Below are 15,393 nucleotides of genomic sequence, written 5' to 3' on the forward strand. Positions count from 1 at the left end.
GATTTGGATAGCGCTAATTCAAGCAGGCTTCAACGGGAAATATGACGACGGCTTCCACTTAACCGAGCATATGCAGCTCGCACCATTACCTTCGTGTCAACATTGGATTATCCAGCGATCTCACGGTCAGGATCGTTAACTCCGAATGTCGCGTAGCTTTCATCGCCTTCGGTATGGACAGCAATGACGGCAGAAGCTGGTAGTGCGGTCTTAATCGAAAGATCGAAACCGAGCCTTTCGGTTTGGAAGCCATGCCTTTGAGCGAAACCGTTCACGATGTCTTTGGCGGCAGAATAACAACCGAAAATTGGCTGACCATTTCCATCCGTAAGAGGAACGGCAATTTCGAAGATGCGTCCATGGCCGATAGATTGCACGCGTGTCAGCAGATCAGGATCTTGGCTCTCGTCTATCCAGAAATACCCGACCTCGCCGCCCCAGTTGTCCAAGAGCAGGCGGACTGAACTGTCCCCGGGACGGAAAGCGCCAGTGGTCATCCAGAAACCCTGTCGAGCACGCAATTGCTCGGGATCATTCAGCGGTGAAGATGAGAATATGCGATCACCTTCTTGGATAGTCAGATGTCCAGCACTTACAAGACGTCCAACCCGTTCCGACAAGCGAACAAATGAGTCTTCTGTGGTAGGCGCATAAAACCCGTTCGCAAAAACATCCTCGACCTCGAAGTCGACCATGCGGGTGTAGTGGAACGCGCGAATTGTCTTGCTAGACATCAAGTCGGCCAGATCTTCGCGAATTCGACTGTAATTGTCCGCGAAGGGATTTCGATTTCGACGTTCATATCGCTGGAGGCGTTCCAGATGATCGTTGGTCTGCTGTTCGTAACGATGAAATCGGATGATCGTTTCTGAATGCTCTTTCAGGAATTCAGTGATGTCTTCAGTGAAGGTCTTTGCGTTCCAGGTATCTATGATTTCTGTCGTCATGGTGTGCCAGTGTTTGATGTCGATTTCTGGTTATAGGTTTCCGTGATTTGTCTCTCGGTGTCGATGGGGTTTTGTTGGTGTCGGTGTTGATAATTTTTGACATCGGATAGGGTGAATATTGATGTCGATTTTGATGAAGTTCGATGTCCGATATTTTCTTCATGATTTCCCATGAGATTCATATCGACATCGGGGTTGAAATGGATGGATGCCCCGTTTGGGCATTGAGCTTACACAGGACGCATTGCATGTGCCTGTGTCGATTGCATCGAGCTTAATAGAGGTCGAAACCCCAGACTTTGTGGTCGAAATCTTAGTGTTAACACCTTGACTTTCTTGCCGCCGGTGGCCAACATTAAGAATATAAGCGTTAAATACTTATTGGTATCCGGTTCCAACCTCATTTTATTTATATAAAATTGTTCAACCTGATGACCAACTGTAGCGCATCAGGAGACGAATATTATGGCTAAACAAATTTCGACTAAGGAGGACAAGTGGTCAACGCTTGGTTTGAAGCTGAGACCTGAAGATAAGGAAATCGCGGACGCATATCTTTCCAACTGGGGAGCTTTACGTGGCATCAGTAAGGGCGACGCCTTTATGCATCTGATCCGCAAGTCTCAACGTAACGAAGACGCTTCCGATAGCATGCTGTCCCGGATTCATGAACTGTCAGATTCCATGTTGTCGGTGGAGCAGTCGGTATCCGAGATTAAAACAGTGCTGAAGCTGATAGCATTCCGTGGTGATACTGATGCGGTCATTCGTTACTACAATGAAGTAAACGGTTCCGCTTCCAATCAGAACTCGATTTCATCCCGTGAAGATACCGATGCCGTTGATGATCTGAGTCTGATCGCGATGTTTTCCCAGATCAATACCTCAAATGACGACGAAACGAGTTCGCAAACGGGCTTGCATCATCGCGGCATTGGGACGGTTGCAGGCACGAAACGGGTCGAACGCAATTTCATGAAGAAACGCCATTCTGCGAACTGATTGATCCATAACTGCTTTAAACCTAGAACGCAAAAGGAGATAATAATGATCACGATCTACAACAGAAACAGCAACCAAGATACGCCGGAATGGATTGCCGTCTTTTCCAATAATCAAGCCTATTATGAGCGCTACCGGAGAGCGACTAGTCATAATGTTGTCGTTGCTGAAATCCTGAAGCAAGAATTCTGTGATGCTGCATTTGAAACGTTATATGCGGCCACACCTGACGACACCAGTTTCGAAATGGTCGAATTCAAGAATGGCCCACTCTTCGAAATCCGTTTTCGTATAGACGCGACGCTTGCGAAAGACCTGGAGGATTCCGGCACATATTTGTTGGCCATCGAACTTTTCGATAGTTGCCTTGAATTGGCACTGGAAGCCGCAGACAAGCGCAAGAAAACGAGGAGTCGCTAATATGGCAGTCGGTGTCTCCTCAGTTCACATGATTAGTTACCTGACCAAGAATCCTAGCGAGGAGACGGACGTCAGCGCTGAGGAGGTCATCGATTTTGACCAGCAGACTGATATTATTAATCAGGACATCGAGGCTCTTAAAAAGTCGGATTCGCGCAATCAGACAGGCAGTGATTACTATTCTGCTGGGACGACATCGGATCAGAATGGTGGCACCTTTTTCAGACCTGCGCTGACGGATCAGGCGCTGGCCAGCATTCTTAATGTCAAGGAAGGCACGAAAGCGAAGGTTGGCAACGGGCTTCGCATTCTGGATGGTGTCGAGTCAGGTTCTAAGTTGTCATCTGCTGTTGTTCGCAGACTGGCAGAAGGCCGTGACCCAGTCACCAATGAAGTTTTGGCACCGAAGACGGCCAAGTATTTTGATGACCTTCGTCGGCATCCAGAGAAGATGGTCGACAAGGACGGCAATCCAAAGAAACTGCCACGTGTCGGCGAGGATCTGACGTTCAGCATCGATAAGCAGATATCCGTTATATGGGCATGGGCGCGTCTTAAGGGCAATCAGGAGCTTACCAAGAAGATCGAGAACGTGATCGAGCAGTCGGCCGCAAAGTCTTTGCAGGCAATGTATGACGCCGGACAGATTCAGACCCGTCGTGTGATGAAAAAGCCAATGTTCGATGCGAACGGCCAGCCTATCATCAACGAAAAGACCGGAAAGCAGAAGACGGAAAATATAGAATGGTTTGAACCCGTTATCGACTTCACTGCTGCTTTATATCTACACCAGACGGCCAGACCTACAGGGGATGGCACATCACGTGGCGACCCCCAGCTTCACGTGCATGGCTTGATCATGAAGCCAGCCATCAGGCAGGACGGTACAGTCGGAGCCGTTGAGAACAACTCTCTCTTCCTCATGCGACCTGTTGTGGACGGGCTGTTCAAAACAGCTGTCATCGAAGGCCTACAGAAGTTGGATGAGTTCCGCGATCTGGACTTCGAGATGGGCGAGAAGGGCCTCAAAATCAAGGCTGGCGATCAGGCTCTCTTTGACAGCATCGTCGACAATTTCAGCAGTCGGAAGCGTGAAATCGACGCCGCCTTGGAAGAGCGAGGCCTATGCCGTGCAAACCGGGAGGCCGCTGAGATAGCCGCTAAGAGCACCAGAGGCTCGAAAGACGACCAGCCACCAATCGAGGAACTCGAAAAGGACTGGAAGCGCGATTTCGATAAGCTGCTTGGCGACACCGATCTAATGTCGATCCTGTCGAAGAAAGAAGTCCGACAGGAAACCCGCGAAGAGAAGATCGAACGCGTCGCTCAGAATGCCATCGCACGTCTTGGTGGGCATCGCACCATTGTTAGCGAAGTCGACGTGCTGGCCGAGACGGCTCGTGCGTGTGTGTCAGAATTCAAGTTCGAAGAAGTGCAAGAGATCGTCCGACATGTGAAAGAGAAGCACCTTTACATTGCCGAACCAGACGCCGATCAGCGTATCCAATGGGCGGTCAAGCATCTCGCTGAGAAGGAAACCCAGTTCCTGCTCGACATAAAGAATGCTCCAGAAATGAAACCGATGCGTTCAGATCAGGAAATCGAAGATGCCTTAGCCGAGATGCAGGCCAAGCATGATGCCGACCCAAAAAACAATAAGATGCTCAATGAAGAGCAGGTTGGGATGTATAAATATGTGCTGTCGAGCAAACAACAGCTGGTCTGCGTAGAAGGCAGTGCGGGCACTGGCAAGACGTTTTCGATGTCCACAGTCCACGAAGCTGTGAAAACCGCTGGAAGACGTATGCTTGGACTTAGCCCATCATGGAAGGCCGCGAACATTTTGCGCGATGACATTTCACTTGGCAATGATGCATTTTTTGCGACCGCCAAGTTTATTGCAGAACACCGGGCTGGCAAGGTCAAGATCGATGCAAACACCGTCATCGTTGTCGACGAAGCAGGTATGATGGGTATCGAAGACGCGCAGTACATTCTGGAAGCAGTTAAAGCAGTTGGTGGCCGTCTTATTCTTCAAGGTGATACCATGCAGCTATCGCCAGTGGCAGCGGGTGATCCACTCACGCTTGCGATGCGCCTCAACGGCGGCTACCGCCTCAACAATATCGTCAGACAAAACGACAACACAAATGAGGAGACCAAGCGTCTGACGGCTCGTATGCGTGAGGCATCCGGTGAATTCGTAAAGTCCGGCCTCGAAGGCCTCAATAATAAGAATCCCGAAGGCTCCAGAGACAACGCCGACGACCCAAATAAGAAGCCTGCGAAACACAAAGGCGACCCCCATATCGCCAAAGCTCTCGGAATTTACCAAGAGGAAGGCCGTATCATTTTCTCGAAAACGGCGGGAGATGCATACAACGAAGTCGCGCAGCGCTATTTGCGGAATGCTCATTTGGAAAAGGGAAATCTTAAAGAATGCCTGGTCGTCAGTAATCGTAACAAGGACGTCCATGCTCTGAATCAGAACATCCGCCGTGCAATGATAAAAGCAAGCCACTTCGGAGATGTGGAAGTCGAGTTTGATGCTTATCGACGCGATGAGAAAGAGGACACAGTCGGCCATAAGCTGAAATTGAGGGCAGGTGAGCGTGTTATTTTTGGTGGTAAGCAGTTCACTGTGAATGCCGCCAGCGGATTGATGGTCAACAACTCCGATATGGCAACGGTCGAGAGGGTAACCCCGCGTAAAGGTCAGGAACCGCTTATCACCCTGCGTTTCGATAAAACTGAATCCCATCGCGAAATTCTGGTGACTGTGACCCCTTCACAATTGGCAGCCGAAGACCGTTTCGCTGATCGCAAGCCTCTACCCGTATTGCAGCACGCTTATGCAGTCACTGTACATGCCGCTCAAGGAACCACTACCAACCGCTGCATTGTCGCCAACGTCAATGGCATCGATTATCGTCTCGCCTATGTTGGTCTCACCCGTCATCGTCATGATGCCGAGATGGTCGTCAACATAGGCCGTATGGAAATCAACGCTCTCGTGAAGGACGGTTTGATTATCCGCGAGGAAAACGGGAATCTAATTATTCCACACCCGGAGGACAAAGAAGACATCGTCATACCAGAGGATGAGTACAAGTTCACTGAGGATGACTATATGAACCGCTTGATCTTCGAAGCATCTTCATCTGAGAGCAAATCGAACTTTTCTGACCTCAGCTTTTACAAGACCAAAGACGGCCTTGATGCTTTTCTGGCAGACACAAACAGATTCCAGACCCATGTCGAAAAGTTGCGCGAGGAGGGCAGGCTAACGGAAGCCGATCTGGAACGCCGTATCATCGACAACAAAGCCCGTCTCGATAGCATGAGAAGCGCTGCATCGGTGTCAGGCACCCTGTCTCAACACGATATCCAGAATTTGACGAACGGCACCCCACAGTCTTCAAGCGATAACGCTAAGCAAAGTTATGCAAAATCGTTTGTTGATGGCGTTGTATCTAACAATGCTAAAAACACGAATTCAATCACTATCAATCAGCAGCCCAAAATGGAGGAGCTCACCGAAATCAAGAGGAGGTACAACGTGACTGAACAGACCTTAGAGAGAATGAAACTGGATATCCCGACTTCGAATATCAAATGGGATTCGGATTTGGAGACCAGATATCGGAATGAACTGGAAATGTTCATGATTGAACACGGTGCGGTTCCAAATCCCAAGCAGAAATCGACGGCGTCGTCGTTGGCATTCTGCGATGGCGTAACGAACGGGAAACCCAACAATGTCTGGAATATGTCCCGCATGAAGGATGGAAACTGGATCTACAACCAGTGGAATGATTCCGGTCAGAGTGGTCGTCTGGAAACCTGGCTGATCAAAAAAGGCGTCGTAAAAGACTACTTGGCCGCCGAGGCATTGCTCTCAGAAAAATTCCCACTTCATGCCGTCCGCAACGGGCAGATGAAGAGTGAGGCGCTTGCCATGCGCATTGTGCAGGATCCAAAGCCGAAGGAAATTTGGGCGGCTTATGAGCATTCTATCAAGCAGCAGACATCGGTCTGCTCTTTCAAGCCCGGATATGGCGACATGGATGGCCTTGAAAAGCTTCAGCAGGCAATAGAAGAAGGTAAGTTATCCGGTGCCTTTGGTGACGTCGAAAAGCGCGCCAAGATTGCAGAAAAGTGGAATCGGGTGCTGGTTGCAGGCCAGAAACCCGATGCTACCGAGAAAGAAATCAAGCGTGCGGATGCCGCCCTTGAGATGATCAATGCTGGCAAGACCATGTTTGAGTACGAGTGGAAGCACGTTCTCGAAGAGTCCCGCATCACGGATAAGTATCCGAAAGAGCGCGCTCTCGACCGCACGACGATGCTGGTATTCAAAGATGACGTCCGTCGATCCGCATTCTATGATCATTCTACAAAAGACTGGAAAGACGGGCTGTCTTTCGCTCACCGTGACGTCATCCGTTTTGGCACAGTGACTGGCATCGAGACAAAACTGCCCCCGGCTACCACTCGCAGTGGCAATGACGCCATGACTTCAAGCTTCTCCCAATTCGGCGGCAAGGGTGCCGCAATGATGGGGTTTAAGAAGTCGTCTGATATCGAGCATGTAGTCATCTGCGAGTCCGGTGTCGACGCGCTTTCTCATTGGCAGAAGAATAATTTGCCTGCTGAAGCCAAGGACTGGACAATCAAAGAGAGAAACCAGTTTTCGGATGGGTGGTGTGAGAAGAACAAAACCCTGTACCTGTCAGTATCGGGTGGAATGTCCAATGTCGCCGAGGAAGCCATTGAAATCCTGGCCAAAAAGAATCCGAATGCGAAATTCACGGTCGCCATGGATAACGACATCGCTGGTTACGGCTTCCGAGATAAGGCACTTGCGGCAATCCAGCGTGGTAACCCTAATGCAGAAGCCAAAGACGCATCTCTTCCAATTTTCTACAAGGATTTCAATGATGCGGTAAAAGCCGATGCTGGAAAGCTCAATGGCACCGTTCGTTGGCCAGCTGATATCGACAAAGACATCGTGCAGAAGGTCATGACGATGGCAACGGATCGGCCTCATGAGCTCCTGAAGGTATCTGACGCTGATCTCGAACGCTATAAGACAGAAAACATCGTCGCGGCCGCTAAGGAATTCAAGGCAGCACATCCACACTTCGATGATATGCGGAATGCGGCTTACGAAAAGGTCGGGATTTCAAGAGAAAATAGCCGTCAATGGGAGCCTGAACGCTTCAGGGACACCGGATTCAGCGACAAGCAGATTGCTTATATCCAGACTCGTCGTCAGGAAGTCATGGATAAGCAGAAAGAGGCCGTCGCCGATCAGCGCAGGCTAGTCGAGGCCATAAGGAATTCGGAAAAGAAGTCCGTTCAGACGCCTGCTTTCACCAAGCCTGATTTCAAGAAGCCTGCAGAGGTGGACGTCTCCAAGCCAACAGTTGTGACGCCTGTTAAAGCATTCACGCGCCCAGAGCCAGAGAAACGCCGTCCAGATGCCGCGAGACCATTTGGACGTCCAGCGGGCACTATTCAAAACAAAGTTCGTGAAGCTGACGCCAAGGCGCAGGAGAGGGCGGCCGCAGAACGGGAACGCTTACGTAGAGAGGCCGAACGCGCTGCTGAGAAAGAGAAGCCAGCGGTGGCCAAATTTTAATTGAAGGGGAGGAGGAGCAGTTCCTGACACAAGGTTCATGCAAGCCTCGGTCCTTATGGTGAGAATTGATGCTTCGGGGGTAGCTATGGGTTTGTACGGAATGATGCGTACGGGCGTTTCAGGGATGAACGCTCAGGCAAATAAACTGAGTGCGGTGGCAGACAATATCGCGAATGCCAGCACAAATGGTTATAAGCGCGGATCGACTGAGTTTTCGTCTCTGGTGCTGCCATCAACGTCTGGCAACTACAATTCCGGCAGTGTCCTGACGCAGGTGCGTCACAACATCGGTGCGCAGGGCGGATTAACATCAACGAGTTCAACGACAGATCTGGCTCTGGATGGCAATGGCTTCTTCGTTGTGCAGGACGCCAGTGGCATGCCTTATCTGACGCGGGCTGGATCGTTCGTTCCCGACAAGAATGGAGATCTGGTGAACGTGGCTGGCTTTACGCTGATGGGCTATCCCTATCCGTTCACTGGTGCGGGTAACGGTTTCGATGGCATGGTGCCTATCACACTGGGACAGAGCAGCTTTCCTGCAGAGCCGACCACCAACGGCACTTTCACCGTGAATCTGCCTGCGAATGGTCCAGACGTAGGGCAAGCAATTGTCAATGTTCCACCATCGGAGAACAGCCCGTATAGCGCGTGGAACCGCAAGCTGACGACGGCTAGCCTGAATAGCGCTGGCGAATTCGTGACCACGGAAACCTATTTCACCAAGATTGCTGATAATCGCTGGGAAGTGACCATTATTGAAACGGATGGCGCTCCTTCGACAGGTTTTCCCTACGACCTGACGGGCGGCAATGTTGGATTACGCTCGGTCCAGTTCGACTTCGACCCGGTGACGGGGGATCTGATCGGTAGCAATCCGATTGTTGGATTCGATCCAAATGATCCCTTCCTTGTCGATCTATCCGGCTTCACGCAGGCAATAACGGGTGGTTCGACCCCCGCCGCTAAGATCAATACGAACCTGTCCACGCTGGCACCGATCCTCGACACGGCAGCAGGTGAGATGCCAGCATCCGCTAATAGCACCGCAAGCCGCCCGACAGAACGCATGAGCCTGCGAGGATATGCAGGTTTCCCAAGCAATGTCGGGCTGGACGTTTATTATACGCGCACCGGACCTGACACGTGGGAAGTGGCTGTCTATAACGCGGCTGACGCGACAAGTACCGGGGCTGGAGCTCCATTTCCTTACAGCAGCGCTCCACTCGCCCAGACAACACTGCAATTCGATCTGGCAACGGGCGCTCTGATCAGCGGCGGCAGTCTCAATGTCATGCTTCCGAGTGGAGAGACTTGGCCAATCGATTTCAGCGACAGCATGTCTTTGGCCGACTCCAGCCTGATGGATAATGAGGGGATATTTGCGGCGCTAAACCTTCCAGCGACCGATCCAGTCATCAAGCCCTCGGTGTTAGGCAATACGCCTGCCGACAATATGGCAAACAGCGCTTATTCGCATAAGACATCCTTGATCGCTTATGATGATCAGGGACGAGCCGTGACACTGGATGTCTATTTTACCAAGGGCGCGGATTTCAACTGGGAAGTGGCCGTTTTCAATCGCGACGACGCGTCACCGTCTGGCGGATTTCCCTATGGCGCTCCGGGTAGCGCACCTCTTGCCACGTCGCTGATGCGGTTTGATCCCCAAAATGGCAGGCTTCTTGAAGGTGGTACGCTTGAGATAGCGATACCGAACGGGGAGACTATGACGCTTGATCTAGCAGCATCAACACAGCTTACAGGCGATTATCAGATATCTGCGGCTAAACTGAACGGACAAGCGCCAAGCGCAACCGTCGATACCGTTATTGGAGAAGACGGCATCGTTTATGATCGCTCTGCACAAGGCGACATGCTCGCGCGTTATCAACTCGCGATAGCCAATGTCGCAAGTCCAGACAAAATGACTGTCATCAGCGGAAACGTGTTCTCTCCTTCTGCTGAATCTGGCGACGTCACCATTGGAACCGCAGCATCGAACGGAAATGGCAAAATCAGGACTGGGGCGTTGGAAAATTCGAACGTCGATATTGCGCAGGAACTGACCGACATGATCGAAGCCCAACGTAGCTACACAGCGAATTCGAAGGTTTTTCAGACGGGTTCTGAACTGATGGACGTTCTGGTCAATTTGAAGAGATAACTGCTATTTCATAAAACTGCTGTTGTCGTGGAGGAGGGGGTCTCAATGCTGCGAGCGCTTTTACACAGCAAGGATTTAGGCACACAGACCATTGGTGCCGAAGGAAAGTTGAGCTGGCGACAAATTTTTAAAGCCTCAGAAGATTTTCTGACTGCCTCCGTTTTCAGTCGTCTATGCTATCTCGATGGCCCAGAGTTGTGGGAAATTTTGCGTGAAGCATCCGGTCACGCTCTTCCATCATACAAGCTTGCAACGTTACAAAATGTCGAATTCTGGCCGCGTTGGAGGCTGTCTTCGCGTGATTTCGTTGAACCGGACATTTTTCTGCAGTTCAGCCTGGGTGATCCGGAAGTGCTCGTTGACGTTTTGGTCGAAGCCAAACTAGGTGAGGGGCTTAGTCAATACTCTGATCAGTGGATCGCGGAAATCGAAGCATACACCGAACAATTTCCAGACAACGACCGCCATCAATTGTATTTTCTTGCAGTGGGCGGGCTTGGATCGAATATTAAACGAAGAACTGCAGACTTAGCAGCTCAGACCATAAAAGCTGTGGGGCATGCAAATATTTCCGGCACCAGTTGGTCGAAGCTCACTGATGTCGTTCACGCCCATGCTAACCGGAAGGGTCAAAAATCCAGAATTCTGGATGACATTCTGGAAGCGTTGGCTTTGTGCGGGGAACGTCATATCGACGCGTTATCAACGCTCAAGAGCGTGAATCGTAATTGGTCTCTAGATCAGATTAAATTGCTAAAGGTGGCCTGAATGAGCCTTGATAAGACGCTTACTGAAGTTCGTTATGCATACAGGTTTATATGGGGGTTCCAGCAGCGAATTCTTGATACCGTCCGGCTGATATCTGAGCAATTTGATGACCGCTTGTTTTATCAGTGGTCAAATTACAAGGCGTCACCTGTCGCTCGGACGGGAACATCGCCATTCAATTTCGAACCTGAGCATTTCCTGCCCCTTTACGGCGCATCCTTTCTTTTCACGTCGTCTGACCCTGAGCGCGCTAAGGTTCAAAAGGGGAATTGGATGCTGGAAATATGTGTGGCTCCAGACACGGCACATTTGAAGTCCTATCTAGCTGATTTGCCGTTTGATCCGGTTGCATCTGAGTTCGGCACCCCCGAGACCACACAAAGCATAATTCGTCTGATCGTATGGAAATGCGAAAGCGAGTATTCAGATGGTTCAACTTGGCTTCATGATGTTTGGGGCAGCTTAGATTGGCCACCTCTGGATGCCGATGGTGAGATATTTACACAGCTTGAAGGCAGCATCATCAGTGTTGCAATGTCCGCAAATATGTCTCAGCTATCTGATCGACAGCAAATAATTGACTTTTCGTTGGAAACCAAAGAGTTGATATTGAGCAAGCTGAATTTATAGAATTGCCCTCAACCTAGAGAATGCGCCATGGACGAGCTAAATCTGAAAACCGATACGCGACAGGCAAATTGGCGGCGTCAGAATCCTCAGAAGTATCTCGCGCATGTGGCCGTTCAGCGTGCATTAGGGAGCGGCGAACTGGTCAAAGGATCATGTGAGATCTGTGGTAATCCATCTGTCGACGCCCATCATGATGATTACTCAACTCCGCTTCAGGTAAGATGGCTCTGCCGCCAACACCACATTCGAGTGCATGCCAGTGGTTGTGACGGTGACTTGTTTCCGGTTGATGTGAAATCTGTCTGAAACAGAGAGAAACGATATCAAAACCTTTTACCAAGTTTACTCAATCTTTTATGGATCGCGATCATATCCAGTCGATATTTGTAGATGTATTCATTAAGCGTGCGATCACTTTTTTTCTGATTACAAGGAGTGCAGATATAAACCATGTTGTCGGCAACGGATAAGCCTCCGCGTGCAACGGGATATATGTGGTCTGCTACGCCCGCATCGGATCCGAACAGCTGTCCGCAGTAGGGGCAGTCCGCACTCTTCTTCAGTTTGCGCTTGCGAACGGATGCCACTGCTCGGGTTTTCCCCATGGCAGCAGTGCCGAGTTCAATGCGTTTAGAATATGGGGCCAACTGCTTCTCGCGTACTTGCCTCTCTGCTGAACGCTTCGACTTCTGATAGTCCCGAGACCATTCATAAGATTGCTGCTGATTTTTGATTTGCTGTAAGACAATCTCGGTCGCGTCTGTGAGATCGTTCAACAAAGAACGGCAATCTTCGAGTTTGAGCTCATTTCCCAGTAGTCTGGCACGTTTAGCGACGAGGATCTCTAGCTCGGCATCTATGGCCTTCACTCGCTTGAAAATCGACGATTTGAGGATGCCGAGTACGGAAGTCAGAACGTAGTTCTTCCGATCCTCCGTTAGGTTTCGCTTTTCGGAAGTCAGTTTCGCAATTGCCGCATTTCGCCTGGCTATCGATGCATTGACCTTTGGAACCAGTACATTCAGTTTTTTGATGTCTTCGGCGATTTCATGTTCGGCCGACGACCGTCCACTCACTGTGGTGATCTTTTTTTTAAAACTAGCGATATATGCCTGTTTGCTTCGGAACTTCATTGAACCCTACAGACACCCTTTCAGGCTTGCAGCAATAGCCTCATCACCTTGAGGGGCATAAACGTTCGCTCCCATCAGCACACCGCTGGCAGTGGTGCTGGAGACATTAAAACTGAAGCTGCTTTTGGTTAATTCTCGACCGAGTTTCTTGTCGAGGATTAACGTCGCCAGAATTCTCTGGTTTGGGTAAAGTCGTAGGTTGGTACGATCAAAGGTGAATTCGCCACTTGGGAGAGACAAATTCCAGGTTCCTTCCGCCTGGGCGATCCAATCTTTCGACAGTCCGCCAATCTGCTCCTTTGCATACAGATTGATCATTGGTTTCTTGTCCCAACAGAAGAATTCGACTTCGTAAACCCGTTCGCGGCCCCTGGTGTTTCGCGGGTTCACGGCCGATGCAACGATCTCACCGTTCTTTGGCTTCAGCTCGAAATCCTTGAAATCGGGAGAGGGGACAATGCCGAGTTCACCCAGTTCACCAGCTTTCGGGATGAACATCTGGTCTGGCGGCGTGATCGACAGGAGCTCGAACAGTCGCGGATCGGCCTCCATTTTACGTAGATAGATCGAAACGAGTGAAGATATGGATTGCGTCGACACCTGCACTTCGGCGTTCGATCTGCTGCTGTCGCCGCCGCCTGAGAACTGATGGAACCCAATCTTGGAGGTGTCTGGAACTTCCCGCTCGACGCCGCCCATGAACGCCAGCGCGCACGCCGAATAGCATTCGCTGTTCGGAAGCACTTCGGCCGACGATGAGTATTCCCATTCATCCTGCATGGGCGGCTTGGGAGAGTATTTTTGGACGACGGTCGCAACACCTTCCTTCCGAAAGAATTCGCCAAGCTTCATGCCTTCGACCAGGCTGCCACCTGGACTATCGAGTGCGATGGTGAAGCGGAATGCGTCATAGGCCTCTTTTCCCCAGATTGTCGCAAACTTCTCCGCGTCGCCAGCCTCGATCTCACCGCTGACGACAAAGATCATTGAAGCATTGTGGCGGATAGTGTTGATCTCGATGGCTTGAGCCGTCGAAATGCCTGTCACCAGAGCTGTTGAATAAGCTAAAAAACGAGATAGCATGCTGTGTCCTGCACACGGTTAAGATTAGTTGGCTTTGTTCGCGGAGGCCGCGACGAAATCGCCAATCGATTTCCCGAACAGGAATATCGCTATGAAGAAGCCAACAAAACCTAGCATTGCAGCTGGTAACTCGCCTACGCCTACGCCAGAACCTTGGCCGTTCAAAAACACGATGAAGGTGACAATTGCCCACACCGCGATAAACGCTACGCGAAATAGAAATCGACGTACTGCTGTTTTGAAATCCATAGTTACCCCCTAAAACCGTTCGGTTTGCCCAGATTGAAACTCACACCGAAAATTAAGTTCCATAACCTGCATTACGCGACTAAGTGCTTGATATTATGAACTATTTCCTAGCGTAGAGCAAAACCTTTATCGGTGAGAGATCTTTGAATCTCAAGGCCCGCATCCCACATTAGGTTTGGCTCTCGCTGATCCGCAGCACAGCGCTCAAAATCCTCCGGCAGAAGTCTTTTCAGGAACTCGGGGAAAGCCCATGCTTGTTCATCCGAAATCGTTATTTCAAGCTTCATCAGGATAACCTTATAGCTTGTTACGTTTGGCGTTTGAGCAGAACTGCGCCGTGCGGTTCTTATTCACGATAAACTTCATGATTTCTCGTGATCTGATATCGGCCATATCAGCGGCCGTTTCTACTGGTACACGCATTTCAGATGCTGCCAGCATAACGAAGTGAACCAAACTGCCAGGCCCTTTGCCAAAATTGATATCGCAGATGTTTTCAGCGACATTCATGCGAGCAGCAGTTTCAATGTTGGCGTTGTTTATCGTTTTGGCTTCGCTAGTTGCTGATGCAATAACAAATGCCAATCCGATCACCCATTTCATCATCACATCGCCCCTTTGCTTGTTTTCCGCCATTCCCACGGTTCAACGAACGTTCCCTGCCAAATACCAGCCTTCCGACTTTGCGCATCTTGTTGAGCGCCTGAATACGCTCCCTTTGAATACATTGGCCAATCGAGAGCATGCCCATTCCGGACAAGCCACATTGCCAAATCTTGACCGAAGGTATTCACGCATGATGCTACAATGCGACTATATTTATCGACATCACGCTGAGCACAGATAATTGGCTGAGCCTCATCCAGATAGCTGGCCAGCTTCATCGCACCGATTTGCCCGCAACGATACTCACTGCCGGATGCATCTTGGCAGGTTTGCCCACCTTCAGGCGCGTCGATGCCCCAAATCCGAATACGCTGACCGTGAATCTCAATGGTATCGGCATCGATAACAGATGCTCGTCCCGCTATCGAACCGCTGGGTTTTACAGGCTTTGTAACTGTCTTCGCGTCTGATGGTGCGTAAAATGAAGACGATGAGGTCGTTCCTCTGGTCTTCGCACCGCCGAGTTCATACGTGCAAAGGGCTTCTGAAGGTGGAGAGCCACAGTTCTGAGCCAGATTTCGAAAACTGGCACATTGTCCAGTCGCATGAACACGCCAACCGGGACCGCCTTTGCAGCCGCAGCCACGGCACTTATCCGATATCTGTATGACTGGTCGCGATACCTGCTCAGCAGGCGGCTGCCAAGCCACGACCGATGCCGCTAAAATCACCCCCAACATGCCC

The 15,393-nt window shown here is 50.4% G+C and carries 14 protein-coding genes; 7 read left to right on the top strand and 7 right to left on the bottom strand.

The features are described 5' to 3' along the window. Positions 1-107: 107 nt before the first annotated feature. The gene (locus tag ABDF71_RS24810) at positions 108-947 is read right to left on the bottom strand and encodes a hypothetical protein (protein ID WP_500061847.1); all 840 of its coding nucleotides are present in this window, start codon (positions 945-947) and stop codon (positions 108-110) included. Positions 948-1,412: 465 nt separating this feature from the next. Between ABDF71_RS24810 and ABDF71_RS24815 the strand changes: the two genes are divergently transcribed. The 7 genes from ABDF71_RS24815 to ABDF71_RS24845 all read left to right on the top strand — a co-directional run bounded on the left by ABDF71_RS24815 (position 1,413) and on the right by ABDF71_RS24845 (position 11,884). After that, positions 1,413-1,949: a hypothetical protein gene (locus tag ABDF71_RS24815; protein WP_500061848.1), complete on the top strand. Its 537-nt coding sequence runs from the start codon at positions 1,413-1,415 to the stop codon at positions 1,947-1,949. A 45-nt stretch (positions 1,950-1,994) separates the two neighbouring features. Continuing rightward, a complete protein-coding gene (locus tag ABDF71_RS24820; RefSeq protein WP_500061849.1) occupies positions 1,995-2,369 on the top strand; it encodes a hypothetical protein in 375 nt (124 codons plus the stop codon). 1 nt (position 2,370) lies between these two features. Then, the gene (locus ABDF71_RS24825; protein WP_500061850.1) at positions 2,371-8,013 is read left to right on the top strand and encodes an AAA family ATPase; all 5,643 of its coding nucleotides are present in this window, start codon (positions 2,371-2,373) and stop codon (positions 8,011-8,013) included. A gap of 85 nt (positions 8,014-8,098) precedes the next feature. Next, positions 8,099-10,180, top strand: a complete 2,082-nt coding sequence (locus ABDF71_RS24830) for a flagellar hook-basal body complex protein (RefSeq protein WP_500061851.1) — start codon at positions 8,099-8,101, stop codon at positions 10,178-10,180. A 45-nt stretch (positions 10,181-10,225) separates the two neighbouring features. Continuing rightward, positions 10,226-10,948 (top strand): hypothetical protein, encoded by a 723-nt coding sequence (locus tag ABDF71_RS24835; protein WP_500061852.1) that lies wholly within the window; start codon positions 10,226-10,228, stop codon positions 10,946-10,948. Then, positions 10,949-11,578: a PM0109 family protein gene (locus tag ABDF71_RS24840; protein ID WP_500061853.1), complete on the top strand. Its 630-nt coding sequence runs from the start codon at positions 10,949-10,951 to the stop codon at positions 11,576-11,578. Positions 11,579-11,605: 27 nt separating this feature from the next. Continuing rightward, positions 11,606-11,884: a hypothetical protein gene (locus ABDF71_RS24845; RefSeq protein WP_500061854.1), complete on the top strand. Its 279-nt coding sequence runs from the start codon at positions 11,606-11,608 to the stop codon at positions 11,882-11,884. 17 nt (positions 11,885-11,901) lie between these two features. Here ABDF71_RS24845 and ABDF71_RS24850 read toward each other — a convergent pair whose 3' ends face one another. From ABDF71_RS24850 to ABDF71_RS24875, 6 genes are all read right to left on the bottom strand, one after another. Next, a complete protein-coding gene (locus ABDF71_RS24850) occupies positions 11,902-12,711 on the bottom strand; it encodes an HNH endonuclease (RefSeq protein WP_500061855.1) in 810 nt (269 codons plus the stop codon). Between the two features lie 6 nt (positions 12,712-12,717). Continuing rightward, positions 12,718-13,794, bottom strand: coding sequence for a COG3904 family protein (locus ABDF71_RS24855; protein WP_500061856.1), 1,077 nt, complete (start codon positions 13,792-13,794; stop codon positions 12,718-12,720). A 24-nt stretch (positions 13,795-13,818) separates the two neighbouring features. After that, the gene (locus ABDF71_RS24860; RefSeq protein WP_500061857.1) at positions 13,819-14,043 is read right to left on the bottom strand and encodes a hypothetical protein; all 225 of its coding nucleotides are present in this window, start codon (positions 14,041-14,043) and stop codon (positions 13,819-13,821) included. A gap of 107 nt (positions 14,044-14,150) precedes the next feature. Beyond that, positions 14,151-14,330 carry a DUF7706 family protein gene (locus ABDF71_RS24865; protein WP_500061858.1) on the bottom strand — a complete coding sequence of 60 codons (180 nt, stop codon included), beginning with the start codon at positions 14,328-14,330 and terminating at the stop codon, positions 14,151-14,153. A 10-nt stretch (positions 14,331-14,340) separates the two neighbouring features. Further along, a complete protein-coding gene (locus tag ABDF71_RS24870) occupies positions 14,341-14,649 on the bottom strand; it encodes a hypothetical protein (protein ID WP_500061859.1) in 309 nt (102 codons plus the stop codon). Then, positions 14,649-15,389, bottom strand: coding sequence for a thermonuclease family protein (locus ABDF71_RS24875; protein WP_500061860.1), 741 nt, complete (start codon positions 15,387-15,389; stop codon positions 14,649-14,651). Before ABDF71_RS24875 ends, ABDF71_RS24870 begins: the two co-directional genes overlap by 1 nt. Positions 15,390-15,393 lie beyond the last annotated feature (4 nt).

Origin of the sequence: Ochrobactrum sp. WV_118_8 (assembly GCF_039631535.1) — a bacterium.
Lineage (GTDB): Bacteria > Pseudomonadota > Alphaproteobacteria > Rhizobiales > Rhizobiaceae > Brucella > Brucella anthropi.